Here is a 26,159-nt window from a genome sequence, read left to right on the forward strand (position 1 = left end):
CGCATCACGTCGCACCCTGCGGCGTGATGCGTTTGACGATGAGGTTCGACAGCGCCTCGACCAATGCCGCATCGGCGCCACGCCGCGGCACCAGCACGAATTCCACGTCACCGAGCACCGGCAGCCTGTCTCCGGAAATCTCCCGGAGGCCGGACGGCGCCATGCTGCGAGGCTGGACCAGAACACCCATTCCCGCCCGCGCCGCCGCAGTCAGCCCGGCAAGACTGCCGCAGGTACAGACGATCCGCCACGCACGTTTTTCCCGGTCAAGCGCCAGCTGTGCCGCCTTGCGGGTGATGCTCGGCGCCGGAAAGGCGATCAGCGGCAGGATCTCGGCGTCGCGCAGACGCTGAAGGTCGGCGTCGCGCGCCAGCCAGACCAGCGGCTCGCGGTAGATCAGCCGCCCGTGCGCTTCGCCGATATGCCGCTTGGCGAGCACCAAATCGAGTTCGCCGAGCTCCTGCATCTGATAGAGATTGGCACTGAGTGCCACCGTCAGCTCAAGGTCAACGAGCGGATAGAGGCGGATGAAGTCTTCCAGGATGCCGGTCAGCCGGTTGGCGACCACGTCTTCGGAGACGCCGAGCCGCAGCCGACCGCGCAACCGGCTCTCGCCGAACAGCGACATCACCTTGCCGTTCATGTCGAGCATGCTGCGCGCGTAACCGAGCAGTGCCTCGCCCTCCGTCGTCAGCCGTACCTGATGCGTGGTGCGGTCGATGAGCTGCCGCCCGAGCGCGGTTTCCAGCCGCTGGATATGCTGTGTGACCGTCGGCTGCCCCAGTCCCAGCCGCTCGGCGGCCAGCGTGAAGCTGCCGGTCTCGTTCAGCGTAACGAAGCTCGCAAGATGGGTCAGGTTCAGCATCGATCACGATCCATGATAACTGTTAGTGGTTGCATCTTGCTTCATGATGAGCAAGGGCTGAGGTCCATTCTCTGAGGACAGATCCATCATGAGCCGTTTCCTGCCGGACCGTTTCACCCTGATGCTGGTGTTGACGGTCATCATAGCCTCGCTGCTGCCCGCCCAGGGCGATTTCGCCGCGTATTTCGGCATCGCCACCAAATGCGCGATTGCCCTTTTGTTCTTCCTGCACGGCGCCCGCCTGTCGCGTGACGTGGTGATCGCCGGTGTCCTGCACTGGCGCCTGCACCTGACGATCCTTGCGGTCACCTATGCGATCTTCCCGCTGCTCGGCCTCGGCCTGGGTTTCGTGCCGTCGGACATCCTGAAGCCGGAACTGTATGTCGGCATTCTGTTTCTCTGCGTGCTGCCCTCCACCGTCCAGTCGTCGATCGCCTTCACCTCGATTGCCGGTGGCAACGTGCCCGCCGCGATCTGCTCCGCATCGGCGTCCAACCTGTTCGGCATGTTCCTGACGCCGCTTCTGGTCGGCCTGATGATGACCACCAGCGGCACCGCCGGCTTCTCGCTTGATGCGCTGGAAACCATCCTGCTGCAGCTTCTGGCGCCGTTCGTCCTCGGCCAGGTTCTTGAACCGTGGATCGGCAAGTGGATCCGCTCAAAAAAGAAACTGCTGTCGCCCGTCGACCGCGGCTCGATCCTGATGGTCGTCTATCTCGCCTTCAGCGAATCCGTCAACGAAGGGCTCTGGCAGACCTTCTCGATCACCGACATCGGCGTCGTGATCGGCCTCGACATCGCCCTGCTCGCCGTCGTCCTCTGCATCACGATGTTCGGCAGCCGGCTCCTCGGCTTCAACAAGCAAGACGAGATTACCATCACCTTCTGCGGATCGAAGAAGAGCCTTGCCTCGGGCGTGCCCATGGCGGGCGCCATCTTCGCCGGCCAGAGCATCGGCGCCATCGTCCTGCCATTGATGCTCTTCCACCAGATCCAGCTGATGGTCTGCGCCGTGATCGCCCAGAAATATGCGACGCGGAAGGCCGCGACCGCGGTACCGATGGCAGTCCAGTCGGAAGTCGTCTGACGCCAGCTCCGGGCGTACGCAAAAGGCCCCTCCCGTTGCCGGGAGAGGCCCTTCAAGAACCCTGAAGGTGATGGAGCCTTAGTTCACCTGCTGCGGTGCAGGCTGGGCATCAATCGTCTTTGCGGTTTCCACGACGTCGGCTGCGATTGCGATGCGACGCGGCTTCAGCGTTTCGGGAATGTTGCGAAGCAGGTCGATGTGCAGCAGACCGTTCTTCAGCGATGCGCTCTGAACCTCGACGTGGTCGGCCAGCTGAAAGCGGCGCTCGAAAGCGCGCTTTGCGATGCCGCGATAGAGGTATTCGCTCTTCTCGGCGCCATCTTCTTCAGACTTCTCGCCCTTGACGCTCAGCACATGGGCATGGGCCTCGATGCTGAGTTCCTTTTCATCGAAGCCGGCCACCGCCATGGTGATGCGGTAGGTGGTCTCGCCAGTCCGTTCGATGTTGTAGGGCGGGTAGGTCTGTGCCTGCTCGGGCTGGCTGACGCCGTCGAGCATGGAAAAGAGACGGTCGAAGCCGACGGTGGAGCGATAGAGCGGCGAAAAATCGACGTGACGCATGGTGTCCTCCTGGAAGCGACGTTTGCGGTTTTCAATGGTCCGGCCGGCGCCCCGAATGGCTGCCCCGGCCGCTGTCACGGACCCTTTCGGCGTCCGTGACAAACAGATGGGAAGCCCAAAATTCGGCTTCAAGACCTTTCGCCGCGAAAAAATTGGGGCCGCTTTCGCGCGCCGGCGGATGCCGCTGAATGGCCCATGAACGGGGGGTTCCGCAGCCGTTCATCGGCGCCGCACTAGAACTGCGGCAACCGGAAGTATCTGCCTCCGGCGACTGAAGGCACGTCCCTTCGCTTCAGTCATTTTTTCAGCCGGCGTCGGGTGTCCTTTCCCGCGCCGGCTTTTTTCTTTGACGTCAACCGGGGCACCCCCTATCCCTCCAGACATCGATGCAGAACGGTGCAGCCATGGACGACATCCTCTTCTCCACGCCGGACAACCCGACCCCGCCCAACCATACGGCCGGCTATTTCGAGGGTGTTCGCGGGGCCCGGCTGCGCTACGCGATCTTCCGCTCGGAGATGTCGCCGGCCCGTGGCACGGTCGTGCTGCTGCAGGGCCGCAACGAGTTCCTCGAGAAATACTACGAGACGATCCGCGAGCTGAACGCCATGGGGCTATGGGTCGCGACCTTCGACCTGCGCGGCCAGGGCGGCTCGGCGCGACTGCTGAAGGCGCCCCGCAAGGGCCATGTCCGGCGGTTCTCCGATTACGAACGCGATCTCGACCTGTTCCTCGAAAAGATCGTCCTGCCGGACGCCCGTCTGCCGTTCTTCCTGATCGCCCATTCCACCGGCGCCTTGATCGCGCTGTCGGCGGCGCCGCGGCTGGCGAACCGGATCGACCGCATGGCGCTTGCCGCGCCGTTCATCGCGCTGACCAATCAGGCGATGCCGGAGCGCTGGGTGCGGCTGCTATCGGCGACGTTGTCACGACTGGGGCTCGGCAGCCGGTCGATGGGCAAGGACCAGAGCAACCGTCCCTTTCCCGGCAATCCGCTGACATCGGATCTCGCTCGCTTCAATCGCAATGCGGCAATCATCGCCGCGCATCCCGAGCTGACGATTGGTGCGCCGACGGCGCGATGGCTGCATGAGACGCTGGCTGCCGCAAGTCGCGCGACGCAACAGGCGCACCTGACCCGCATCACCACGCCTACCCTGCTGATCGCCCCTATGCGCGACGGCGTGGTGCCCTATGCGGCGCAGGAAACCCTGTCGCGGAATTTTCGCGCCGCCCAGCTGGTGACCATCACCGGCGCCCGCCATGAAGTGTTCCACGAACGCGACATCTACCGGCGACAGGCGATGGCAGCGATCGAGGCCTTCATGCCCGGCAGCGAGCAGGTGGCCGATTTTTCCGACTCCGAAGCCTGAAGACCGGTTATTCTCCAGGTCACGCCAGCAGCGCGCGCGCCTCATCGTAGACGCTGCGGCAGCCGGCAGCGATGATGTTTCCACCGTTTTCCGGCCGCCCGCCATCCCAGGTGGTGATGATGCCGCCAGCCTGCTCGATGAGCGGGATCAATGCCCCCACGTCATAGGGCTTGAGGTTGTTCTCGATCACAAGGTCGACATGGCCGGCCGCCAGCAGCGCGTAGGCGTAGCAATCGACGCCGTAGCGGAACAGCTGCACCTTGGCCTCGACCGACCGATAGCGCTCAATCTCTGCGGCGTTGAAGATGTGCGGGGACGTGGTGAACAGCGTCGCCTGCGACAGCGACCCGCAGTCGCGCGTCCGGATCTGCCGCTCGCCGTCGGGCCCGCGATACCAGGAGCGTTCCCCGTCGGCAAAATAGCGTTCGCCGGTGAATGGCTGGTCCATCATGCCGAGCCGCGCGCGGCCGCCTGAATAGAAACCGATGAGCGTTCCCCAGACCGGCACGCCGGAGATGAAGGCGCGCGTGCCGTCGATCGGATCGATGACCCAGACATGCTCGCGGTCGAGGCCGAAGGATTCGTGCTCTTCGCCGAGCATGCCGTGTTCCGGATACCAGGCGGTGACCAGCTCGCGGATGGCCGCTTCGGCTGCCTGATCCGCCTCGGTGACCGGGTCGAACCCCGAGGCGAGCTTGTTGCTGACGGACGTGCCGGATCGGAAACGCGGCAGCGTTTCGCGCCGGGCGGCGTCGGCAAGGCTATCGAAGAAAGCGCGGTCTGGAAGCATGGCGGGTTCCGGAGCTGATGAGGACGCCTCTTTCTAGACGATCATGGCGGATCGACAAGAGACCGCAGCGCGTGAGGCATTGCCTGCAGAATAATCACCGCCAATAATTGCTTGACAATTGAGCAAATGCCACCTACCGTCAGATCACAGTCTTTGACTGTAAATACCCTCCTTGGGTGTTTCCTCCCTAGACTCAAGCCGCGCCTCAAGGCGCGGTTTTTTTTGCCCGGCGCCTGCCGCGGCCAGATGTCTTCGAACTGTTGGTGGAGAAAGTGGCCCTCTATTCGGCCGCAAGCGCGCCGTCGATGCTGAAGCCGGCAGCGAAATCCACCATCTGGCGCATGAAGGTCGACAGTGCCGCAGCCACCAGATCGAATTCCGGCTTTTTCTCGAGCGTCGCCTCGTCGACATAGAGCGCCCGGTTGACCTCGATCTGCAGCGCATGCAGGCCGCGCACCGGCCGACCGTAATGCTCGGTGATGAAGCCGCCGGCATAAGGCTTGTTGCGCACCGCGTGAAAGCCCATGTCTTCTAGAATATGCAGCGCGACGCGTGACAGTTCTGCCGATGCGCTGGTGCCGTAGCGATCGCCTATGATGAAATCCGGCCGGATGTCCGAGCCGGCCAGGCGAATGTTGCCCGGCATAGAATGGCAATCGATGAGGATCGACAGCCCGAAGCGGGCATGCGTGCGGGCGATCAGCCGGCGGAGACAGGCGTGATAGGGTTTGTAGAGCGCGTCGATGCGCGCCAGCGCCTCGCCGACCGGCAGTCGGTGGCGATAGATCTCCATGTTCTCGGCGACGATCCGTGGAATGGTGCCGAGACCGCCGGCCACCCTCATCGAGCCGATATTGGCGAACGACGGCAGCGGCCCGTCGAACATCCGCGGGTCGAGTTCATAGGGCTCGCGGTTGACGTCGAGGTAGGCGCGCGGAAAGTTCGCCACCAGCATCGGCGCCCCGAACAGCGGAGCGTCGGCAAACAGTTCGTCGACGAAATGATCCTCGGAGCGGCGGATGGCCGTCTCGTCGAGACGCGCAGCATCCAGGAAGCCTGCCGGATAGTCACGGCCGCTGTGCGGAGAGTTGAAGACGAAGGGAATGGTCTGCGTTTCGGGCTCCCGCACCTCGAAGGGATCGCAATCGCCCGTCATCCAATCCATTCGGCCTTTACCATGTCCAGAACTCATCAAAGCGATATGTTGCCAGTTGCATGCGGCGAAGTCCATACTATCTCCATCCCATAGAAGGATGCTCGCGACCCGCCATTCACTGGTTTTTTACTGCCGATAGGCTAGTGTCGGAGCCTCCGGAACAACGAAAAACCAAAAACGGTCCTGACGATGCAAAAAATCCTCCTCGCCGAAGATGACAACGACATGCGCCGCTTCCTTGTGAAGGCGCTGGAAAAGGCGGGTTACAAGGTGACCTCCTTCGACAACGGAGCAAGCGCCTACGACCGCCTGCGCGAGGAACCCTTCTCCCTCCTGCTCACCGACATCGTCATGCCCGAAATGGACGGCATCGAACTGGCGCGTCGTGCGACGGAACTCGATCCCGACCTCAAGGTGATGTTCATCACCGGCTTCGCAGCCGTCGCTCTGAATTCCGATTCGAAGGCGCCGAAGGATGCCAAGGTGCTCTCCAAGCCCTTCCACCTGCGCGATCTGGTCGACGAGGTGAACAAGCTTCTGGTCGCCTGAGCCCGGTTTTCCGGGCTTCTCGCGGCGGCTTGAAAAAAAGCAGTCGGCGCGGAAAATTAGCGGTTGACGGCCAGACCTTTTGTATGGTTTACCGCGGCCACGGATGGGCGTATAGCTCAGCGGGAGAGCACTACGTTGACATCGTAGGGGTCACAGGTTCAATCCCTGTTACGCCCACCATCCTCTTCAAAACGTTGAAAAATCCGCTTCGGCGGATTTTTCCGTTTCTGGGGTTTGAGCAAGCCGCTGCAGTGGCCTGACTGGCAGAACTCTAATGATCGAAGGGCGCGCGTCAGGCGCAATCAGGCCCTGCCTCTCAGTGCCCGACAACACCATTCCTCCAGACCACGTTCGAGCAACGTCTTCTGACGAGCACCGGTCGGACCATCGTTACGGAAAGGATGACTTGCGCGCGCCCTGCCCTATCTCCTGCAGAGCGGCAGCAGATCCGACGCCGCGTCCCTTCCATCACGTGCAGGAGGACCCATGGGGTTGTTCGACAGTCTTCTCGGGCATGGATCGCGCGTCGATCCAGCCGATTTGCGCAAGCGCCTCGACGGCGTTCTGATCGATGGTGAGGAGGCGCAGCTTGCCTTTCGCGTCGTGCGCGACTTTTTCGTCTTCACCCAGTTCCGGCTGATCCTCGTCGACATCCAGGGAATGACCGGCAGCAAGGTCGACTACACCACCATCCCCTACCGCGCGATCACCCGCTTCTCTGTCGAGACGGCCGGCACCTTCGATCTTGATTCGGAGCTGCGGATCTGGGTGTCCGGCAGTCCGGCGCCGATCGAGCGGACGCTCGGCAAGGGCAGCGATGTGCGTTCCATCCAGCGGGCGCTGGCAACCGGCATCAGCCGCTAGCCTGCGGCTTCTTGAAACGGCGACGGCCGGACCACAAGGATCCGGCCGTGCTTGATATGCTATCCGCGAGACTACCAGCGGGGCGGTGGTCCCCAGTGGCGGTCCGGGCCACGATCGCGCCAGTGGCGCGGCGGCGGGCCCCAATGCCGCGGCGGACCATCGTCGCGCCAGTAGCGGGGCCGCGGCGGCGGTCCGCGGCGCGGAACGCAGTCTCCCCAGCGATTGAGACGCCAGCCCGGGCCGCAGGCGTAGTCGACCTGCTGAACCAGATGGTTTGACGACGACTGTGGCGCCGGACGTGTGGTCGGCATCGGCTGTGCGACGCCGGATGCGGCACCGGCAAGAACAACAGCAGCTGCAAGTATCAAGGCCTTCATGATGGAACCCTCGTGATGATGGCGAGGAGAAAGCTGCACCCGGACAAATGAACGCTGGCTGAATCAGGCGTTCATCATGGTGTCGGACGCCATCCGCTAAGAGCAGGCAAGACAGGATCTGCCGCACCGGCGCGGCAGACTTGACAGCCTTGGGGTGAGGCCCATGTCTGCCTTGCGCTTCGCACCGAAGTCTGGTTCCAGAGACACCGTCAGGCCGGACGCGTCGAGCGGCACCGGCCTCGGACGAAGCGGCTTTGTCGGCCAGGCACTCGAGCCGGCGCCCGGCTGTGAAAGAAGTTCGGAAAGATAATGCGTCTGATTGAGACAGTCTCCGCTGCTCCGCCCGTCAAGGCCCTCGTTGCCCGCCTGAAGCTCGTCAAGAGAAAGGCCTTCGCCCGCGGCAGCGAGATCGGACTGATCTTCTCGAGCATCGCCATCGGGCTTGCCGCCGGAGCCGCCGTCAGCGGCATGAGCTGGGTGTCGCGCAGCATGCACAGCATGATCTTCGGCATCGGCATGTCGGAGTGGCTGAGCTCGTCGACCATCGACAACAAGCTGCTGGTGCTGCTGGCGCCGATCTGCGGCGGCATCCTGCTCGGGCTTTTCCTTTATATCCTGTCGCGCAAGCGCAAGCGCCAGATCGTCGACCCGATCGAAGCCAATGCCCTGTTCGGCGGCCGCATCTCGTTGACCGACAGCGTCATCGTTGCCGTCCAGAACCTGATCTCCAACGGCTTCGGCGCATCTGTGGGTCTGGAGGCCGGCTACACGCAGCTATCGGCCGGCATCGGCTCCAAGCTCGGCACGAAGCTGCGGCTGCGCCGCGAAGACATGCGAATTCTGGTCGGCTGCGGGGCCGCGGGCGCCATTGCCGCGGCCTTCAACGCGCCGCTGACCGGCGCCTTCTACGCGTTTGAGCTGATCATCGGCACCTACAGCATGGTGGCATTGGCGCCGGTCGTCATCTCGGCGATCATTGCCACCTTCGTCGCCCGCGCCCTTTCCGGCGACAGCTTCCTGATCGAGGTCGGCGAGATCGGTATCATCACGCCGGCCGACTACCTGCCGGCGATCCTGCTCGGCGCCATCTGCGCCGGCGCCGGCATCCTGATCATGCAAGGCGTCGCGCTGGTCGAGGAGCTGGCGCGCAAGAGCTCAACCCCGGCCTTTGTGCGGCCGGCGATCGGCGGCATCGTCGTCGGGCTTCTGGCCATGGTCACCCCGCAGGTCCTCTCGGCCGGCCACGGCGCGCTGCACCTGAACCTCGACGGCGGAACACCGGTGCATCTTCTCCTCGGCATCCTGCTGATGAAATCGCTGGCCTCGGCGGTCTCGATCGGTTCCGGCTTCCGCGGCGGGCTGTTCTTCGCCTCGCTGTTCATGGGCTCGCTGATCGGCATGATCTTCGCCGCCCCCGCCGACTACATCACCAGCGGCTCGCTGACGCCCACCGTGCTTGCGGTGGTCGGCATGAGCGCGCTTGCGGTCGCCATCATCGGCGGGCCGCTGACCATGACCTTCCTGGCGCTGGAAATCACCGCCGACTTCCCGATCACCGCCTTGGTGCTGGCGGCCGTCATCACCTCCTCGGTGGTCGTGCGCACCACCTTCGGCTACTCGTTTGCCACCTGGCGCTTCCATCTGCGCGGCGAGAGCATCCGCAGCGCCCACGACGTCGGCTGGATCCGCACCCTCACCGTCGACAAGCTGATGCGCGCCGACGTCAAATGCGCCCGGCTCGGCGCATCCCTGGACGAATTCCGCGAAGCGTTTCCGCTCGGGTCGGCAAAGCGGGTCATCCTGCTCGACGACGACGAGCGCTATGCCGGGATCATCTCTCTTCCGGACGTCTACGCGGATGAGGTCGAGGCCACCAAGCCGCGCACTCAGCTGGCGGATTTCATCGGCCACGAGAACGACTTCCTGCTGCCGAATATGAACGCCAAGCAGGCGGCGGGGATCTTCGACCAGTCGCACGCCGAAGCGCTGGCGGTGATCAACAACCTCATCGATCGGCGGGTCGTCGGCCAGCTCAGCGAAGCCCATACGCTGCGGCGCTACAGCGAAGAGCTCGACCGGCAGCGGCGCGAAGCGGTCGGCGAGCTGCAGGCCTGACTGCACAGCACGAACCCGGCTCGCCGGTGGCCGGCGATGACAGTCTCCATGGAACAAACGAAAACGGCACCGGATCGCTCCGGTGCCGTTTGTAGTTGTGTCAATCAGATGATGCCGGACAGGATCAGGCAGCGTTCTTCGCGTAATCGGCCGTCGGCACTTCGGCGATCGTCTTCAGGACGACGGAAGCGATCTGGTACGGGCAACCCTGGCTGTTCGGGCGGCGATCTTCGAGATAGCCCTTGTAGCCGTTGTTGACGAAGGAGTGCGGAACGCGGATCGAGGCGCCGCGGTCGGCAACGCCATAGGAGAACTTGTTCCACGGTGCCGTCTCGTGCTTGCCGGTCAGGCGCAGATGGTTGTCCGGGCCGTAAACGTCGATGTGCTCCTGCCAGTTCTTGGAGAAGGCAGCCATGAGCGCTTCGAAGTATTCCTTGCCACCGATCTCGCGCATGAACTTGGTCGAGAAGTTGCAGTGCATGCCCGAGCCGTTCCAGTCCGTATCGCCGAGCGGCTTGCAGTGGAATTCGACATCGATGCCGTACTGTTCGCAAAGGCGCAGCAGCAGGTAGCGGGCGATCCAGATCTGGTCGGCAGCGCTCTTGGAGCCCTTGCCGAAGACCTGGAATTCCCACTGGCCCTTGGCCACTTCGGCGTTGATGCCTTCGTGGTTGATGCCGGCGGCGAGGCAGAGGTCGAGGTGCTCTTCAACGATCTCGCGGGCAACCGAGCCGACGTTCTTGAAGCCGACGCCCGTGTAGTACGGACCCTGCGGAGCCGGATAGCCCTGCTCGGGGAAGCCGAGCGGACGGCCGTTCTCGTAGAAGAAGTATTCCTGTTCGAAGCCGAACCAGGCGCCTTCGTCGTCGAGGATCGTCGCGCGGCTGTTGGAGGCGTGCGGCGTGACGCCGTCCGGCATCATGACTTCGCACATGACCAGGGCGCCGTTGGTACGGGCCGGGTCGGGGTAGATGGCGACAGGCTTCAGCACGCAGTCCGAGCTATGACCTTCAGCCTGCATCGTGGAGGAGCCGTCGAAGCCCCAGAGCGGCAGCTGTTCGAGCGTCGGGAATTCGTCGAATTCCTTGATCTGCGTCTTGCCGCGAAGGTTCGCCACCGGCTTGTAGCCGTCGAGCCAGATGTACTCGAGCTTGTATTTCGTCATAGGTCTCTCTCGTTTCTATGCTGCCTGATGTAGCACATCCCAATCGGAAGACGCCGCCTCATGGGCGCCAGCGTGGGGACTATTTCCACAGATGCATATAGCGTGCCAGACGACGCCCGGCCCGTATTACTCTTGCTCTCGGCAGAAGCAGCTCGGACAGCGACGACCCCCCATCACCGACGGATGAGGTCGCACGGCAGCGCTTTGGAACCCTTCCTGACAAGCCTCGTTGACCGGATCAGTCAGGGTGCAGCCGCCCGTTCATCGATCACGCGATCCTCTGCCTAATCGCTTGCAAGATGATGTCAAAATATGCATATTGGTTACAAATGAACCACTGAGAAGATGCAAAAGAAAGCATCGTGATTATATAATAGGCAAAAACGCCTCAGCGGACTGGAAGAATGAACCAAGGATAGCCCAGATGAATACCGCTTCCGAAAGACCGACAGCGCAAATCATTCCCTTCCCGACCCGCGCCATGCGCTCCGCGGCGCTCGGTGCGGATCGCCTCGAGCAAGACGTTCAGGCAGAGAAGGCGCGCTTTGCCGATCTCGCTTTCGGTGGAAGCTGGTATCATCAGGAGGCCCTGGTGGAGCCGACGCCGCCCAAGGCGAACTGATGCGTCATTTGCCCAAATAAAAGGCGAACGCGGTCAATTGTTGTGCGGTCGCCTGTCTCGTGTGCAGGAGCAGGCGCTTGCCCGGTATCGATTTGGTTGACAGGCGCTGCCAACGCCCGGGAATGTGGCAATCCGATTCATTCGAAGGCACATCCGTCAGCTCAATCTGCTCCGTTCGCCGGCGCGATCTGTAATGCCGCAGATGATGGCCGGTGCATCCGGCGATCATACTCACCGTTGATCTTGGCTTCTGCTTTCCGCAGGCGAGTGCCGCGCCGCGCTCCTCGCGGGTAATCCGGCTTGCATTGTTCTCTTGCATTGCACACACTTGGCTTCTTCGCGGCGTTCGGGCACACGCATATGGTCCGGCAAGGAGCTCCATGTCGATCAAAGCCAGCATCTACCATCTGACGCATTACAAATATGACAGACCGGTCCGTCTCGGGCCCCAGATCATCCGCCTCAAGCCGGCCGCCCATTCCAGAACCCGCGTCCTCAGCCACTCGCTGAAAGTCTCGCCGGCCAATCACTTCGTCAATCTGCAGCAGGACCCCTACGGCAACTACCTCGCCCGCTTCATCTTTCCGGAGCCGGCGACGGAGCTGAAGATCGAGGTCGACCTGATCGCCGACATGTCGGTCTACAATCCCTTCGACTTCTTCGTCGAAGAGGAGGCGACGAGCTGGCCCTTCGATTACCCGGAGGCGCTGGTCGAGGATCTCTCCATCTACCGCAAGCCGGAGCCGACGGGGCCACTGCTCGACGCGTTCCTGGCGACGCTCGACCGCAGTCCCGGCCAGCATACCGTCGATATGATCGTCGCCATCAACGCCCGCCTGCAGAGCGAGATCGGCTATGTGATCCGCATGGAGCCGGGTGTTCAGACGCCGGAGCAGACGCTCGAGACCGGCAGGGGATCCTGTCGCGACACAAGCTGGCTGCTCGTCCAGATCCTGCGCCACCTCGGCCTCGCCGCCCGCTTCGTCTCCGGCTACCTGATCCAGCTGACCCCCGACCTGAAGGCGCTCGATGGCCCCTCCGGCACCGAGCACGACTTTACCGACCTGCATGCCTGGGCCGAGGTCTATCTGCCGGGCGCCGGCTGGATCGGCTTTGATCCGACCTCCGGCCTGCTGACGGGCGAGAGCCATATTCCGCTGGCCGCCACGCCCCACTACCGCAATGCCGCGCCCATCTCCGGCGGTTATTACGGGCAGGCCGAAACCAGCTTCGACTTCGCCATGACCGTGTCGCGCGTTGCCGAGCATCCGCGTATTACCAAGCCGTTTTCCGACGACAGCTGGCACGCCCTCAATGATTTGGGCGAGCGAGTCGACGAGGTGCTGAAGGCAGAGGACGTCCGGCTGACGATGGGCGGCGAGCCGACCTTCGTGTCGATCGACGATTTCGAATCCGAGGAATGGAATACCGACGCGGTCGGCCCGACCAAGCGTGATCGTGCCGACGTGCTGATCCGTCGCCTGCGGGAGCGCTTCGCGCCCGGCGGCTTCCTCCATTACGGCCAGGGCAAATGGTACCCCGGCGAAAGCCTGCCGCGTTGGACCTTCTCGCTGTTCTGGCGCCGTGACGGCAAGCCGATCTGGAGCAATCCGGATCTGGTTGCCGAGGAAGGCCGCGACTACGGCGTGCGCGACGAGGATTCCGCCCGTCTGCTGCAGGAGATGGCAGGCGAGCTCGGCGTGGCTCCCGACATGGTGGTGCCGGCCTTCGAGGATCCCGGCGAATGGATCCTGCGTGAGGCCAACCTGCCGGACAATGTCGACCCGTCCAATTCGAAGCTTACGGACGCCGAGGAGCGCAGCCGCATCGCCCGCGTGTTCGAGCGCGGTCTGACGCGACCGAGCGGCTATGTGCTGCCGGTCCAGGCGTGGAACGCCCGCGCCGACGGCCCGCGCTGGGTCAGCGAACGCTGGCGGACGAGACGCGGCCGCGTCTTTCTGGTGCCGGGCGACAGCCCCGTCGGCTATCGGCTGCCGCTGGGCAAGCTTCCCTACGTGCCGCCCTCGCAGTTCCCCTATATTCACGAGGCGGACCCTTCAATTCCCCGCGCGCCGCTGCCGGATGCCATCGTGCCGGCCGGCCGGGCGATGCTTGAATCCTCCTTCAAGGCCGGGGACGCGGAAAACCTCGGACGTGTCGAGCAGGTCTTGGGCGAGATCGGCGGCGCGGTGCGCACGGCAGTCTCCGTCGAGCCGCGCGACGGCCGGCTGTGCGTCTTCATGCCGCCGGTCGAAAAGATCGAGGATTACCTCGAACTGGTCGCCGCCGCCGAAAATGCCGCGGCCAAGCTGAAGCTCGCCGTGCATATCGAGGGGTATGCCCCGCCGCACGACGAGCGCATCAACGTCATCCGTGTCGCTCCCGATCCCGGTGTCATCGAGGTCAACATCCACCCCGCCTCGAACTGGAAGGACTGCGTCGACATCACCACCGCCGTCTACGAAGAAGCCCGCCAGGCGCGGCTCGGCGCCGACAAGTTCATGATCGACGGGCGTCATACCGGAACCGGCGGCGGCAACCATGTGGTGGTCGGCGGCGCCAATCCCAATGACAGTCCGTTCCTGCGGCGCCCCGACCTGCTGAAAAGCCTGGTGCTGCATTGGCAGCGCCATCCGTCGCTCTCCTATCTGTTCTCCGGACTGTTCATCGGCCCGACCAGTCAGGCGCCGCGCATCGACGAGGCTCGCCATGACAGCCTGTACGAGCTGGAGATCGCGCTGGCCCAGGTTCCGCCCCCGGGCGGCGCTGCGCCCCTGCCCTGGCTCGTGGACCGCCTGTTCCGCAACCTGCTGACCGATGTCACCGGCAACACCCATCGCTCGGAAATCTGCATCGACAAGCTGTTTTCGCCGGATGGTCCGACCGGTCGCCTTGGGCTCGTCGAATTCCGCGGCTTCGAGATGCCGCCCAATGCGCGCATGTCGCTTGCCCAGCAACTGCTCGTGCGGGCCCTCATCGCCCGCTTCTGGAAGAACCCGGCGCAAGGCTCCTTCGTCCGCTGGGGAACGGCGCTGGCCGACCGCTTCATGCTGCCGCACTATGTCTGGGCGGATTTCCTCGACGTGCTGGCCGATCTCAAAGACCATGGTTTCGAACTGCGCCCGGAATGGTTCGAAGCGCAGCTGGAATTCCGCTTCCCGTTCTTCGGCGAAGTCGAATACGAGGGGACGAAGCTGGAACTGCGCCAGGCGCTGGAGCCATGGCACGTGATGGGCGAACAGGGGGCGATCGGCGGCACTGTGCGTTACGTCGATTCCTCCGTCGAGCGGCTGCAGGTTCGCCTCGAAACCAGCAATCCCTCCCGCTACACGGTGGCCTGCAACGGCCGCGCCGTACCGCTGAAACCCACTGGCGCCTCCGGCGTTTCGGTCGCCGGCGTCCGGTTCAAGGCATGGCAGCCGTCGGCCGGCCTGCATCCGGTGCTGCCGGTCAATTCGCCGCTGACCTTCGACATCTACGACACCTGGTCGCAACGCTCGATCGGCGGCTGCATCTACCACGTGGCGCACCCCGGCGGCCGCAACTACGAGGCTTTCCCGGTAAATGGCAACGAGGCGGAGGCCCGCAGGCTTGCGCGCTTCGAGCCTTGGGGGCATACGACCGGCCGGTATGAATTGATGTCGGAAAAAGAATCGCCGGAGTTTCCGCTGACTCTCGACCTGCGTCGGCCGATAGGAGTCTGACGTGGCACGTGCCCCGGTGAGCGAAATCAAGAAAAGCACCGGGGCAATTACCGAAGACCCGATCCTCGGCTATCGCCCGCTTCCCGGCGTCCCCGACGAGATGCTGGACGTCCACGGCCAGATCCGGCCGGTGTGGCAGAACCTGATTGGCGCGCTCGGGCGAATGTCGGAAGCCGAGCTTCACGAACGCTTCGCCCGTGCCGACCGCTACCTGCGCGATGCCGGTGTTTTTTACAGGGCTTACGGTTCGCAAGAGAGCGGCGAACGCAGCTGGCCGATTTCGCACGTACCCGTCCTCATCGATGGCCGCGAGTGGGAGAAGGTGTCGGCCGGTCTCGTCCAGCGCGCCGAGCTGCTGGAGAAAATCGTCGCGGACATCTACGGCGACAGCATGCTGGTGCGCGAAGGCATCCTACCGCCGGCGCTGGTCGGCTCCAATCCGGAGTTCCTGCGGCCGCTGGTGGGCGTCAAGCCGGCGCACGGCCACTACCTTCACTTCGTCTCGTTCGAGATCGGCCGCGGCCCGGACGGCAACTGGTGGGTTCTTGCCGACCGCACCCAGGCGCCCTCCGGTGCCGGTTTCGCGCTGGAAAATCGCGTTGCAACGACACGCGCCTTCTCCGACATCTACGGCGAGACGCATGTCCACCGCCTCGCCTCCTTCTTCGGCGCCTTCCGCGATGCTCTGCAGGCGCACAAACGCTATCCGGACGACCGCATCGCCGTCCTCACACCCGGCCCGGCGAACGAGACCTATTTCGAGCACGCCTACATTGCTCGCTACCTCGGCTTCATGCTGCTCGAAGGCGAGGACCTTGCGGTCGTTAATGACCGGGTGATGGTGCGCACCGTTGCCGGCCTGAAGCCGATCGGCGTGCTCTGGCGACGTCTCGACGCCTCCTATTCCGACCCGCTGGAGCTCAACCAGACCTCGCATATCGGCACGCCCGGCATGGTCCAGGCGCTGCGTGCCGGATCGGTCACTATCGTCAATGCGCTCGGCTCCGGCATTCTGGAAACGCGCGCCCTGCTCGCCTTCATGCCGACGATCTCGCGGCGGATGCTCGGCGAGGAACTGCTACTGCCATCGATCGCCACCTGGTGGTGCGGGCAGAAGGACGAACGCCGGCACGTCGCCGACAATATCGAGCGCATGGTCATCGGCCCCGCCTATTCACGGCTGCCATTCTTCGAGGATAACGGCCGCTCGGTGCTTGGCTCGTCGCCGCGCGGAGCGGACAAGCCCTCCGTCTCGGACTGGCTGGCAGCGGAAGGCGGAAGGCTCGTCGGACAGGAGCTCGTAACGCTCTCGACAACCCCGGCCTATGCCGGCGGCAGGCTCATCCCGCGGCCGATGTCGCTGCGCGTCTTTGCCGCCCGCACCGAAAACGGCTGGCAGATCATGCCGGGCGGCTTTGCCCGGATTGGCAACGGCGACGACGTCGCCGCAATTGCCATGCAGTCGGGCGGCACCGCCGCCGACGTCTGGATCGTCTCCGACAAGCCGGTCGAGCGCCAAAGCCTGCTGACGCCGGAGGAGACCTTTACCCGCAACATGCCCGGCAGCCTGCCGAGCCGTGCAGCGGATAACCTGTTCTGGCTCGGACGCTATATCGAGCGCGCCGAAGGGGCGCTGCGCATCCTGCGCGCCTGGCACATGCGCTATGCCGAATCGGCCGACCCGGACGCGCCGCTGCTCGCCGACGTGACGCGCTACCTGAAGGGCATCGACATGGACATGTCGGAGGCTCTGCCGGAACCGCTGATCCGCAACATCGACAGCGCCATCTACTCGGCCAGCAACATCCGCGACCGCTTCTCGCTGGATGGCTGGCTGGCGCTGAACGACCTGGCCAAGACCGCAAAACGTTTCCACGATGCGGTCCAGGCGGGCGACGATGCCGCCCATGCGATGACCGTGCTCCTGCGCAAGCTCGCGGGCTTCGCCGGCCTGGTGCACGAAAACATGTATCGCTTCACCGGCTGGCGCTTCCTGTCGATCGGCCGCTACCTGGAGCGCGGCCTGCACATGACCCGCCTTCTCGGGCACATGTCCGGACCGGCCGCTCCCGACGGTTCTCTCGACATGCTGCTGGAAATCGGCGACAGCGTCATGACCCACCGCCGTCGCTACAACGTCAACACCGCCCGCCTGACGGTGACCGATCTCCTGGCGCTCGACCCGCTCAACCCGCGCTCGATCCTCTTCCAGCTGAACGAGATCCGCACCGAAGTCGAGCAGTTGCCGCACCCCTACGGGACCGGCCAGATGTCGGAGCTTGACCGGGAGGCGATGCGCCTGCATTCCGGGCTGGCGGTCATGACCACCGAGGCGATGACGGCTGACGTCTACGACAAGCTGGAAGACGAGATGGAGCGGCTCTCCGATCTCATTGCCCGGACCTATTTTGGATAGCCGATGCTCTACGACCTTTCGCTGCACATGGGCTATGTCTACGAGGTACCGGCCTCCGGCGCTCGCCACATCCTGCGCATCATGCCGCTGTCGATCTCCCACCGCCAGCGTCTGGTCGCCGGCTCGATCAGCGTCTCGCCGACGCCGGACGAGCGGACGACCTTCGTCGATTTCTTCGGCCTGCAGGCGACCTCAGTCCTGTTCCGTTCGCCGCACGAGCGGCTCGACATCCGCATGCAGGCACGCGTTCAGGTGGATGCAGTTCCCCTGACGGCCGACCTCTCGCCGGAACTGGCCAAGCTCGAACACGAACTCTCCGACACCCGCTCGGTCGATGCAGGCTCTCCTCATCACCTGGTGGGATCGAGCCCGCGGCTGCCGGAAGAGCCGGCGATCGCAGCCTTTGCCCGCGCCACGGTGAAGCCGGGCCAGACGGTGCGCGAGATCGCCACCGCGCTCTGCGCCCGCATCCACGGCGAATTTGCCTATGATGCGAAGGCGACGACGGTCGATACGACGCCGTGCGAGGCCTTCCGCCTGAAGCGCGGCGTCTGCCAGGATTTCGCCCACATCATGATTGTCGCGCTCCGCAGCCTCGGCATCCCCGCCGGCTATGTGAGCGGCTTCCTGCGCACCATTCCGCCACCCGGCAAGGAGCGGCTGGAAGGCGCAGATGCCATGCATGCCTGGGTGCGCGTCTGGTGCGGCACCGCCACCGGTTATGTCGAGCTCGATCCGACGAACAATATCGCGGCAGGGTCGGACCACATCGTCGTCGGCTACGGCCGCGACTATTCGGAGGTGGCGCCGATGATCGGTATCCTGAAGAGCTACGGAAGCCACAAGACCGTCCAGGCGGTGGATGTCGTTCCGATCCGGCAATAAACGCTCCGCTTTCGGGCGCTTCGTTCAAATGCGAGCGTTTCCGTTAGCGGTTTCCCCAACCTCTTCCTCTATGCCTGACCGTGTTCAATCAAGCGAACTCTGGATGGCCGACGATGAGCTGGGTTTCACTGTCTCGAATGCTGAAGGATCGTGGTGGCAATTTCGCCATGACGACCGCCTTGCTTCTTCCGATCACGATCGGCGTTGGAGGCATGGCGGTGGATCTGACCAACGTGATGCAGGAGAAGTCTAACCTGCAATCGGTCGCCGATGCTGCGACGCTGGCTGCCGCTTCGAAGATGTCCCAGGACGACATCAGCGCCAACGAGGCGGAATCCGTCGTCGAGAATTACCTGCTCGGCCAGTACCTTGCGCAGATGCGCCAGAGCGGTGTGACGGAACAGGAAATTGCCCTCGCCAAGGCGGAGCTCCTGAAGAACACCTCCGTCGAGGCGACGGTGACCGCCACCGGCGGCTCGAGCAAGGCCTTCGACGTCAAGATGACGACGACCCACAGCGTGCCGCTCAATCCGCTGACCCGCCTGATCGGACCGGACAGCGTTCCGGTGACGATTTCGAGCGTCGCGGCCAGCGCCCGCGAAGGCAACGCGCTGTCGATGTATCTGGTCCTCGACCGCTCCGGTTCGATGGCTTGGGACACGACGACGGTCAACCCGGTCAAGCCGACGAAGACAGAGAGCTATCAGGAACAGGTCAACTCCACCTGCTATGACTGGCGGGGCCGAGCCTACAGCTGCACGACGACGGTGACGAAAACGCGCGATGTGCCGAATTACGTCATCAAGATCGAAGCTCTGAAGGCAGCAGCCACGATGATGTTCGGCGAGCTGCAGAAGGCCTCCGCCCCGGACACCACGGGCACGGCGCTGCGCGAAGAGGCGGCAAAGAAGCTGATCCGCATCGGCGCTGTCTCCTACACGCACGAGACGCAGGACGAACAGAAGCCCGCCTGGGGCACGACGGCAGCCGCGAAGTACGTCAGCGATCTTCCAAGCGTCCCGACCGGCGGCACGGATGCGAGCGGCGCCCTGGCGGTAGGCTTTGCCGATCTGATTTCGACCAACACCACCGAAGCCACGCAGCACAAGGCCAAGGGTAATCCCAGCTTTGCTCGCTTCATGGTGCTGATGACCGACGGCGAGATGACCGGCAATTCCAGCAGCTGGAACCGTGGGATCGACGACAAGGTCCGGACTGCCTGCGCCAATGCGAAGAAGGACAACATCACCATCTTCACGGTCGCCTTCATGGCGCCCGACAAGGGCAAGGACCTGCTCAAGGCCTGCGCCACCAACATCGACAACTACTACGAGTCCAACGACATGGCAGCGCTGGTCACCGCTTTCGGCGACATCGGCCGCAAAGCCGCCAAGACCGCCACCCGCCTGACAAACTGATACCGGTCGCATTCCCGGACTGACGAGCGCCTGCCGATATCGGCGGGCGCTTTTGTCGTTTTCCTACAGCCACTTGACGAACGAGAGCATCTGCTGGAAGCCAAGCGTCAAGAACATCGCGATGGGCGATTGCATGTGTCTCGCAACGGTGCATAAACTGTCGCCAGACATGCGCCGGATTATCCGAACCGGCCCCCGCGGTGATTGACGACAAAAAGCAAAGTGGCGACCTGATGAACAACAGCCTGTCTTCGGTGGATATTCCCCAGCCCGCTCCCCGCAGTTCAAACCCGCAGATCATGGCGGAAGAGATCATCGAGCGCCTGACCTATCGCATCGGCAAGGACGCGAAGGTCGCCAAGCCGCACGACTGGCTGACGGCATCCATCCTGGTGGTGCGTGACCGCATTATCGACCGATGGATGGACAGCACCCGCCGCGTCTACAAGACCGGTGACAAGCGCGTCTATTACCTATCGCTCGAATTCCTGATCGGCCGCCTGATGCGCGACGCCGTCAGCAATCTCGGCCTGCTGTCGGAAATCCGCGACGCGCTGACATCGCTCGGCGTCGATATCGACGTGATCGCCGGCCTTGAACCGGATGCGGCTCTCGGCAACGGTGGTCTTGGCCGTCTCGCTGCCTGTTTCATGGAGAGCATGGCAACCGTCGACATTCCGGCCTACGGCTACGGCATCCGCTACGTGCACGGCCTGTTCCGCCAGCAGATGGCCGACGGGTGGCAGGTGGAACTGCCGGAAACCTGGCTTGCCCACGGTAACCCCTGGGAATTCGAGCGCCGTGAAAGCTCTTACGAAATCGGCTACGGCGGCTCGGTGGAAAGCGTCGGCGCCTATGACGAGCCGCCGCGCTTCGTCTGGAAGCCGGCCGAACGCGTCATTGCCATGGCCTATGATACGCCGATCGTCGGCTGGCGCGGCAAGCGCGTCAACACGCTGCGGCTCTGGTCGGCACAGCCTATCGACCCGATCCTGCTCGACGCCTTCAACGCCGGCGATCACATCGGCGCGCTGCGTGAAAGCAACAAGGCGGAATCGCTGACCCGCGTTCTCTATCCGGCCGATGCCAACCCGGCGGGCCAGGAACTGCGCCTGCGCCAGGAGTACTTCTTCTCCTCCGCCTCGCTGCAGGACATCCTGCGCCGCCACCTGCAGCAGTATCCGGATTTCATCAACCTGCACGACAAGGTCGCCATCCAGCTGAACGACACGCATCCTGCCGTCTCGATCGCCGAGCTGATGCGCCTGCTGGTCGACGTCCATGGCATGGATTTCGACGAGTCCTGGGAGATCACCCGCAAGACCTTCTCCTACACCAACCACACGCTGCTGCCGGAAGCGCTGGAAAGCTGGCCGGTGCCGCTGTTCGAGCGCCTACTGCCGCGCCACATGCAGATCGTCTATGCGATCAACACCAAGATCCTGCTCGAGGCGCGCAAGGAAAAGACGTTCGACGAGACCCAGATCCGGTCGATCTCGCTGATCGACGAAGGTGGCGAGCGGCGCGTGCGCATGGGCAACCTGGCCTTTGTCGGCTCCCACTCGATCAACGGCGTTTCCGCGCTGCACACCGAACTGATGAAGGAAACGGTGTTTGCCGATTTCCACGCGCTCTACCCGACCCGCATCAACAATAAGACCAACGGCATCACGCCGCGCCGCTGGCTGATGCAGTGCAACCCGGGTCTCACCGATCTCATCCGCGAGGCGATCGGACCGAGTTTCGAAGACGACACGGAAGCCCTGAAGGCGCTCGACGCTTTCGCCGACGACGCATCCTTCCAGGAAAAATTCGCCGCCGTGAAGCGCGCCAACAAGGTGCAGCTTGCCAACCTCGTCGGCAGCCGCATGGGCATCCGTCTCGATCCGTCGGCGATGTTCGACATCCAGATCAAGCGCATCCACGAGTACAAGCGCCAGCTCCTCAACATCGTCGAGGCGGTCGCCCTCTACGACCAGATCCGCTCGCATCCGGAGCTGGATTGGGTGCCGCGGGTGAAATTCTTCGCCGGCAAGGCGGCGCCGAGCTACCACAACGCCAAGCTGATCATCAAACTGGCGAACGACGTGGCGCGCGTCATCAACAACGATCCGGCGGTGCGCGGCCTGCTGAAGATCGTCTTCGTTCCCAACTACAACGTCACGCTGGCGGAAGTCATGGTGCCCGCCGCCGACCTGTCGGAGCAGATCTCGACAGCCGGCATGGAAGCATCCGGCACTGGTAACATGAAGTTCGCGCTGAACGGCGCGCTGACCATTGGCACCCTCGATGGCGCCAATGTCGAGATGCGCGACCACGTCGGCGAAGAGAACATCGTGATCTTCGGTATGACCGCCGAGGAAGTCGCCCAGACCCGCGCCGACGCCTACGATCCGCGCGCCGTCATCGAAGCCTCCCCGGAGCTGTCGCAGGCACTGTCGGCGATCGCCTCCGGCGTCTTCTCCCCCGATGACCGGCAGCGCTTTGCCGGCCTGACCGACGGCATCTACAACAACGACTGGTTCCTCGTTGCCGGCGATTTCGATGCCTATGCCAAGGCGCAGCGCGACGTCGACCAGATCTGGTCGGATCCGTCCGCCTGGTACGGCAAGACGATCCGCAACACGGCGCGGATGGGCTGGTTCTCGTCGGACCGGACGATCCGCCAATACGCGTCGGAGATCTGGAGAGCCTGATGAACCACGCGCCCAAGGAGCTCGGCAAGGACGGCCAGACCAGCGGCCAGCTGCCACTTCCCGAGATCGAGGCGATCATCCGTGGTGCACATGGCAATCCCTTCGCCGTTCTCGGCACGCACAAGATCGGCGGCGGCGTCATCGCTCGCTGTTTCATCCCGGGTGCCGACGCGGTGACCGCGTTGGCGCTCGATGGCAGCGAGATCGGCGAACTGACACGGCGTCATGAGGCCGGGTTCTTCGAGGGCATCGTCTCGCTCAGCGGTCCGCGGGCGGTGCGCTACCGCGCGCGTCGCGGCGATGTCGAATGGGCGCTCACCGATCCCTACAGCTTCGGCCCGGTTCTCGGCCCGATGGACGACTACCTCGTCCGCGAAGGCTCGCATCTGCGGCTGTTCGACAAGATGGGCGCGCATCCGCTGAAGCATGAGGGGGTGGAAGGTTTCCACTTCGCCGTTTGGGCTCCGAATGCCTCGCGGGTTTCGGTGGTCGGCGACTTCAACAACTGGGACGGCCGCCGGCATGTCATGCGGCTGCGCACCGACACCGGCATCTGGGAAATCTTTGCCCCGGATGTGCGGCCAGGCGCCACCTACAAGTTCGAGATCATCGGCAAGACCGGCGAACCGCTGCCGCTGAAAGCCGATCCCTATGCACGGCGTGCCGAACTGCGTCCGCAGACGGCGTCGGTCGCCGCACCGGAACTGGTGCAGAAGTGGGAAGATGCCGAACACCGGGCGTTCTGGGAGAAGGCCGATCATCGTCGTCAGGCCATCTCGATTTACGAGGTGCACGCCGGCTCTTGGCGCAAGCGCAGTGACGGCACCTTTCTCAGCTGGGACGAACTGGCGGTCGAGCTGATCCCCTATGTCGTCGACATGGGCTTCACCCATATCGAATTCCTGCCGGTCACCGAGCATCCCTATGATCCGTCCTGGGGCTACCAGACAACCGGCCTCTATGCGCCGACCGCCCGCTTCGGCGAGCCGGAAGGCTTTGCCCGCTTCGTCAACGGCTGTCACAAGGTCGGCGTCGGGGTCATCCTCGACTGGGTGCCGGCCCATTTCCCGACCGACGCGCACGGCCTGCGGCATTTCGACGGGACCGCTCTCTACGAGCATGCCGACCCTCGCCAGGGTTTCCATCCGGACTGGAACACCGCGATCTACAATTTCGGCCGCGTCGAGGTTCTGTCCTACCTGATCAACAACGCGCTCTACTGGGCCGAGAAATTCCACCTCGACGGTCTGCGCGTCGATGCGGTGGCGTCGATGCTGTACCTTGATTATTCCCGCAAGCACGGCGAATGGGTGCCGAATGAGTACGGCGGCCGCGAAAACCTCGAGTCTGTCCGCTTCCTGCAGAAGCTCAACACGCTGAGCTATTCCGCGCATCCGGGCGTCATGACCATTGCCGAGGAAAGCACCTCGTGGCCGAAGGTCTCGCATCCGGTCCACGAAGGCGGCCTCGGCTTCGGCTTCAAGTGGAACATGGGCTTCATGCACGACACGCTGAGCTACCTGAAGCGTGAGCCGGTCCACCGCAAGCATCACCACCACGAGCTCACCTTCGGTCTCGTCTACGCCTATTCCGAGAACTTCGTGCTGCCGCTTAGCCATGACGAGGTCGTGCACGGCAAGGGCTCGCTGATCGCCAAGATGGCCGGCGACGACTGGCAGAAATTCGCCAACCTGCGGGCCTACTACGCCTTCATGTGGGGCTATCCCGGCAAGAAGCTGCTGTTCATGGGCCAGGAATTTGCCCAGTGGAGCGAATGGAGCGAGGCGAGAAGCCTCGACTGGAACCTCCTTCACTATCATCCGCACGAAGGTGTGCGCCGCCTGGTGCGCGACCTGAACTTCTCCTATCGCTCGAAGCCGGCGCTGCACGCCCGGGACTGCGAGCCGGACGGCTTCGAATGGCTGGTGGCCGACGACTCGGAGAACTCGGTCTATGCCTGGCTGCGCAAGGCGCCGGGCGAAAAGCCGGTGGCCGTCATCACCAACTTCACGCCGGTGCTGCGGGAAAACTACCGCGTGCCGCTGCCGGTTGCCGGCCGCTGGCGCGAGATCCTCAACACCGACGCAGAAATCTACGGCGGCAGCGGCAAGGGCAATGGGGGGAAGGTGCAGGCGGTATCGGCCGGCGGCACCATCAGTGCCGAAGTCACACTGCCGCCGCTCGCGACGATCATGCTCGAACCGGAAAACTGATGCATACCGCATAATGGGAGGACTAACCGTGACGACAAAGCGCATCCAGCCGCTCGCGCGCGATGCCATGGCCTACGTGCTCGCGGGAGGACGCGGAAGCCGACTGAAGGAGCTCACTGACCGGCGGGCCAAGCCCGCCGTGTATTTCGGCGGCAAGGCCCGCATCATCGACTTCGCCCTGTCGAATGCGCTGAACTCGGGGATCCGGCGCATCGGCGTGGCGACCCAGTACAAGGCGCATTCGCTGATCCGCCACATGCAGCGCGGCTGGAACTTCTTCCGGCCGGAACGCAACGAGAGCTTCGACATCCTGCCCGCCTCGCAGCGCGTGTCGGAAACCCAGTGGTACGAGGGAACGGCAGACGCCGTCTTCCAGAACATCGACATCATCGAGGCCTATGCGCCTGAATACATGGTCATCCTCGCCGGCGATCACGTCTACAAGATGGACTACGAGTACATGCTGCAGCAGCATGTCGATTCAGGCGCCGACGTCACCGTCGGCTGCCTGGAAGTGCCGCGCATGGAGGCCACCGGCTTCGGCGTCATGCACGTCAACAACAAGGACGAGATCATCGCCTTCGTCGAGAAGCCGGCCGATCCGCCCGGCATGCCGGACAAGCCCGATCACGCGCTCGCCTCGATGGGCATCTACGTCTTTCACACGAAATACCTGATGGAAGCGCTGAAACGCGATGCCGCGCAGATCGGCTCCAGCCGCGATTTCGGCAAGGACATCATCCCGTGGATCGTCGCAAATGGCAAGGCGGTCGCTCACCGGTTTACCGGCTCCTGCGTCCGCTCGGAATTCGAAACCGAAGCCTACTGGCGCGACGTCGGTACCATCGACGCCTACTGGCAGGCCAATATCGACCTGACGGGCATCACGCCGGAACTCGACATCTACGACAAGTCCTGGCCGATCTGGAGCTATGCCGAGATCAACCCGCCGGCGAAATTCGTCCATGACGACGAGGACCGCCGCGGATCGGCCGTGTCTTCCGTCGTATCGGGCGACTGCATCATCTCCGGCTCGGCGCTGCACCGCAGCCTGCTGTTCACCGGCGTTCGGGCGAACTCCTACTCAAGGCTGGATGGCGCGGTCGTGCTGCCGAACGTGCGCATCGGGCGGCGGGCGCAGCTTCGCAACGTCGTCATCGATGCCGGCGTCACCATTCCCGAAGGCCTGGTGGTCGGCGAGGATCCGGAGGTCGACATGAAGCGTTTCCGCCGCAGCGAAAACGGGATCTGCCTGATTACCCAGGCGATGATCGACAAACTGGACCTGTGAGGGTCGGGCAAA

Annotated in this window: 20 protein-coding genes and 1 tRNA gene; 14 read left to right on the forward strand and 7 right to left on the reverse strand. The window is 63.7% G+C overall.

From position 1 onward, the window contains the following. Nucleotides 1–4: 4 nt before the first annotated feature. On the reverse strand, nt 5–865 hold the full coding sequence (locus ACR65N_RS14095) for a LysR family transcriptional regulator (RefSeq protein ID WP_430304548.1): 861 nt from the start codon (nt 863–865) through the stop codon (nt 5–7). A gap of 88 nt (nt 866–953) precedes the next feature. Between ACR65N_RS14095 and ACR65N_RS14100 the strand changes: the two genes are divergently transcribed. After that, nucleotides 954–1,952, forward strand: coding sequence for a bile acid:sodium symporter family protein (locus ACR65N_RS14100; protein ID WP_440457524.1), 999 nt, complete (start codon nt 954–956; stop codon nt 1,950–1,952). Nucleotides 1,953–2,030: 78 nt separating this feature from the next. On the opposite strand, the gene ACR65N_RS14105 is transcribed toward ACR65N_RS14100, so the two are convergent. Further along, nucleotides 2,031–2,513, reverse strand: a complete 483-nt coding sequence (locus ACR65N_RS14105; protein ID WP_430304550.1) for an Hsp20 family protein — start codon at nt 2,511–2,513, stop codon at nt 2,031–2,033. A 404-nt stretch (nt 2,514–2,917) separates the two neighbouring features. On the opposite strand from ACR65N_RS14105, the gene ACR65N_RS14110 reads away from it, so the two are divergent. Next, the gene (locus tag ACR65N_RS14110) at nt 2,918–3,886 is read left to right on the forward strand and encodes an alpha/beta fold hydrolase (RefSeq protein ID WP_440457525.1); all 969 of its coding nucleotides are present in this window, start codon (nt 2,918–2,920) and stop codon (nt 3,884–3,886) included. Nucleotides 3,887–3,905: 19 nt separating this feature from the next. Here the strand turns inward: ACR65N_RS14110 and hisN are convergent, their stop codons facing one another. Then, nucleotides 3,906–4,676: a histidinol-phosphatase gene (hisN, locus tag ACR65N_RS14115; RefSeq protein WP_430304552.1), complete on the reverse strand. Its 771-nt coding sequence runs from the start codon at nt 4,674–4,676 to the stop codon at nt 3,906–3,908. 280 nt (nt 4,677–4,956) lie between these two features. Then, the gene (locus ACR65N_RS14120) at nt 4,957–5,841 is read right to left on the reverse strand and encodes an N-formylglutamate amidohydrolase (RefSeq protein ID WP_430304553.1); all 885 of its coding nucleotides are present in this window, start codon (nt 5,839–5,841) and stop codon (nt 4,957–4,959) included. A 180-nt stretch (nt 5,842–6,021) separates the two neighbouring features. On the opposite strand from ACR65N_RS14120, the gene cpdR1 reads away from it, so the two are divergent. From cpdR1 to ACR65N_RS14135, 3 genes are all read left to right on the forward strand, one after another. After that, entirely contained in the window at nt 6,022–6,381 is a 360-nt protein-coding gene (gene cpdR1 / locus ACR65N_RS14125; RefSeq protein WP_430304554.1) for a response regulator CpdR1, read from the forward strand. Between the two features lie 105 nt (nt 6,382–6,486). Next, nucleotides 6,487–6,561: transfer RNA gene (locus tag ACR65N_RS14130), tRNA-Val, on the forward strand. A gap of 306 nt (nt 6,562–6,867) precedes the next feature. Beyond that, the gene (locus ACR65N_RS14135) at nt 6,868–7,245 is read left to right on the forward strand and encodes a PH domain-containing protein (protein WP_440457526.1); all 378 of its coding nucleotides are present in this window, start codon (nt 6,868–6,870) and stop codon (nt 7,243–7,245) included. A gap of 71 nt (nt 7,246–7,316) precedes the next feature. Here ACR65N_RS14135 and ACR65N_RS14140 read toward each other — a convergent pair whose 3' ends face one another. After that, nucleotides 7,317–7,622 (reverse strand): GCG_CRPN prefix-to-repeats domain-containing protein, encoded by a 306-nt coding sequence (locus ACR65N_RS14140; protein ID WP_430304556.1) that lies wholly within the window; start codon nt 7,620–7,622, stop codon nt 7,317–7,319. 309 nt (nt 7,623–7,931) lie between these two features. On the opposite strand from ACR65N_RS14140, the gene ACR65N_RS14145 reads away from it, so the two are divergent. Further along, the gene (locus tag ACR65N_RS14145; RefSeq protein WP_440457527.1) at nt 7,932–9,737 is read left to right on the forward strand and encodes a chloride channel protein; all 1,806 of its coding nucleotides are present in this window, start codon (nt 7,932–7,934) and stop codon (nt 9,735–9,737) included. Between the two features lie 124 nt (nt 9,738–9,861). On the opposite strand, the gene ACR65N_RS14150 is transcribed toward ACR65N_RS14145, so the two are convergent. Further along, nucleotides 9,862–10,902, reverse strand: coding sequence for a glutamine synthetase beta-grasp domain-containing protein (locus ACR65N_RS14150; protein WP_430304558.1), 1,041 nt, complete (start codon nt 10,900–10,902; stop codon nt 9,862–9,864). Nucleotides 10,903–11,326: 424 nt separating this feature from the next. Between ACR65N_RS14150 and ACR65N_RS14155 the strand changes: the two genes are divergently transcribed. Further along, nucleotides 11,327–11,524, forward strand: a complete 198-nt coding sequence (locus tag ACR65N_RS14155) for a DUF2735 domain-containing protein (RefSeq protein WP_440457528.1) — start codon at nt 11,327–11,329, stop codon at nt 11,522–11,524. A gap of 4 nt (nt 11,525–11,528) precedes the next feature. Here the strand turns inward: ACR65N_RS14155 and ACR65N_RS14160 are convergent, their stop codons facing one another. Beyond that, nucleotides 11,529–11,843, reverse strand: coding sequence for a hypothetical protein (locus ACR65N_RS14160; protein WP_440457529.1), 315 nt, complete (start codon nt 11,841–11,843; stop codon nt 11,529–11,531). Nucleotides 11,844–11,904: 61 nt separating this feature from the next. Here ACR65N_RS14160 and ACR65N_RS14165 point away from each other — a divergent pair, with 61 nt between their 5' ends. The 7 genes from ACR65N_RS14165 to glgC all read left to right on the forward strand — a co-directional run bounded on the left by ACR65N_RS14165 (nt 11,905) and on the right by glgC (nt 26,147). Then, a complete protein-coding gene (locus ACR65N_RS14165; RefSeq protein WP_440457530.1) occupies nt 11,905–15,228 on the forward strand; it encodes a transglutaminase family protein in 3,324 nt (1,107 codons plus the stop codon). A gap of 16 nt (nt 15,229–15,244) precedes the next feature. Continuing rightward, nucleotides 15,245–17,644: a circularly permuted type 2 ATP-grasp protein gene (locus ACR65N_RS14170; RefSeq protein WP_440457767.1), complete on the forward strand. Its 2,400-nt coding sequence runs from the start codon at nt 15,245–15,247 to the stop codon at nt 17,642–17,644. A gap of 3 nt (nt 17,645–17,647) precedes the next feature. Then, nucleotides 17,648–18,529, forward strand: a complete 882-nt coding sequence (locus ACR65N_RS14175; protein ID WP_440457531.1) for a transglutaminase family protein — start codon at nt 17,648–17,650, stop codon at nt 18,527–18,529. Between the two features lie 113 nt (nt 18,530–18,642). Then, on the forward strand, nt 18,643–19,947 hold the full coding sequence (locus ACR65N_RS14180) for a vWA domain-containing protein (protein WP_440457532.1): 1,305 nt from the start codon (nt 18,643–18,645) through the stop codon (nt 19,945–19,947). A 233-nt stretch (nt 19,948–20,180) separates the two neighbouring features. Further along, nucleotides 20,181–22,643, forward strand: a complete 2,463-nt coding sequence (locus ACR65N_RS14185; RefSeq protein WP_440457533.1) for a glycogen/starch/alpha-glucan phosphorylase — start codon at nt 20,181–20,183, stop codon at nt 22,641–22,643. Beyond that, entirely contained in the window at nt 22,643–24,856 is a 2,214-nt protein-coding gene (gene glgB / locus ACR65N_RS14190; protein ID WP_430304566.1) for a 1,4-alpha-glucan branching protein GlgB, read from the forward strand. Before ACR65N_RS14185 ends, glgB begins: the two co-directional genes overlap by 1 nt. Before the next feature lie 28 nt (nt 24,857–24,884). Continuing rightward, entirely contained in the window at nt 24,885–26,147 is a 1,263-nt protein-coding gene (glgC, locus tag ACR65N_RS14195) for a glucose-1-phosphate adenylyltransferase (RefSeq protein ID WP_440457534.1), read from the forward strand. Nucleotides 26,148–26,159 lie beyond the last annotated feature (12 nt).

This window comes from Rhizobium sp. SAFR-030 (genome assembly GCF_059415005.1).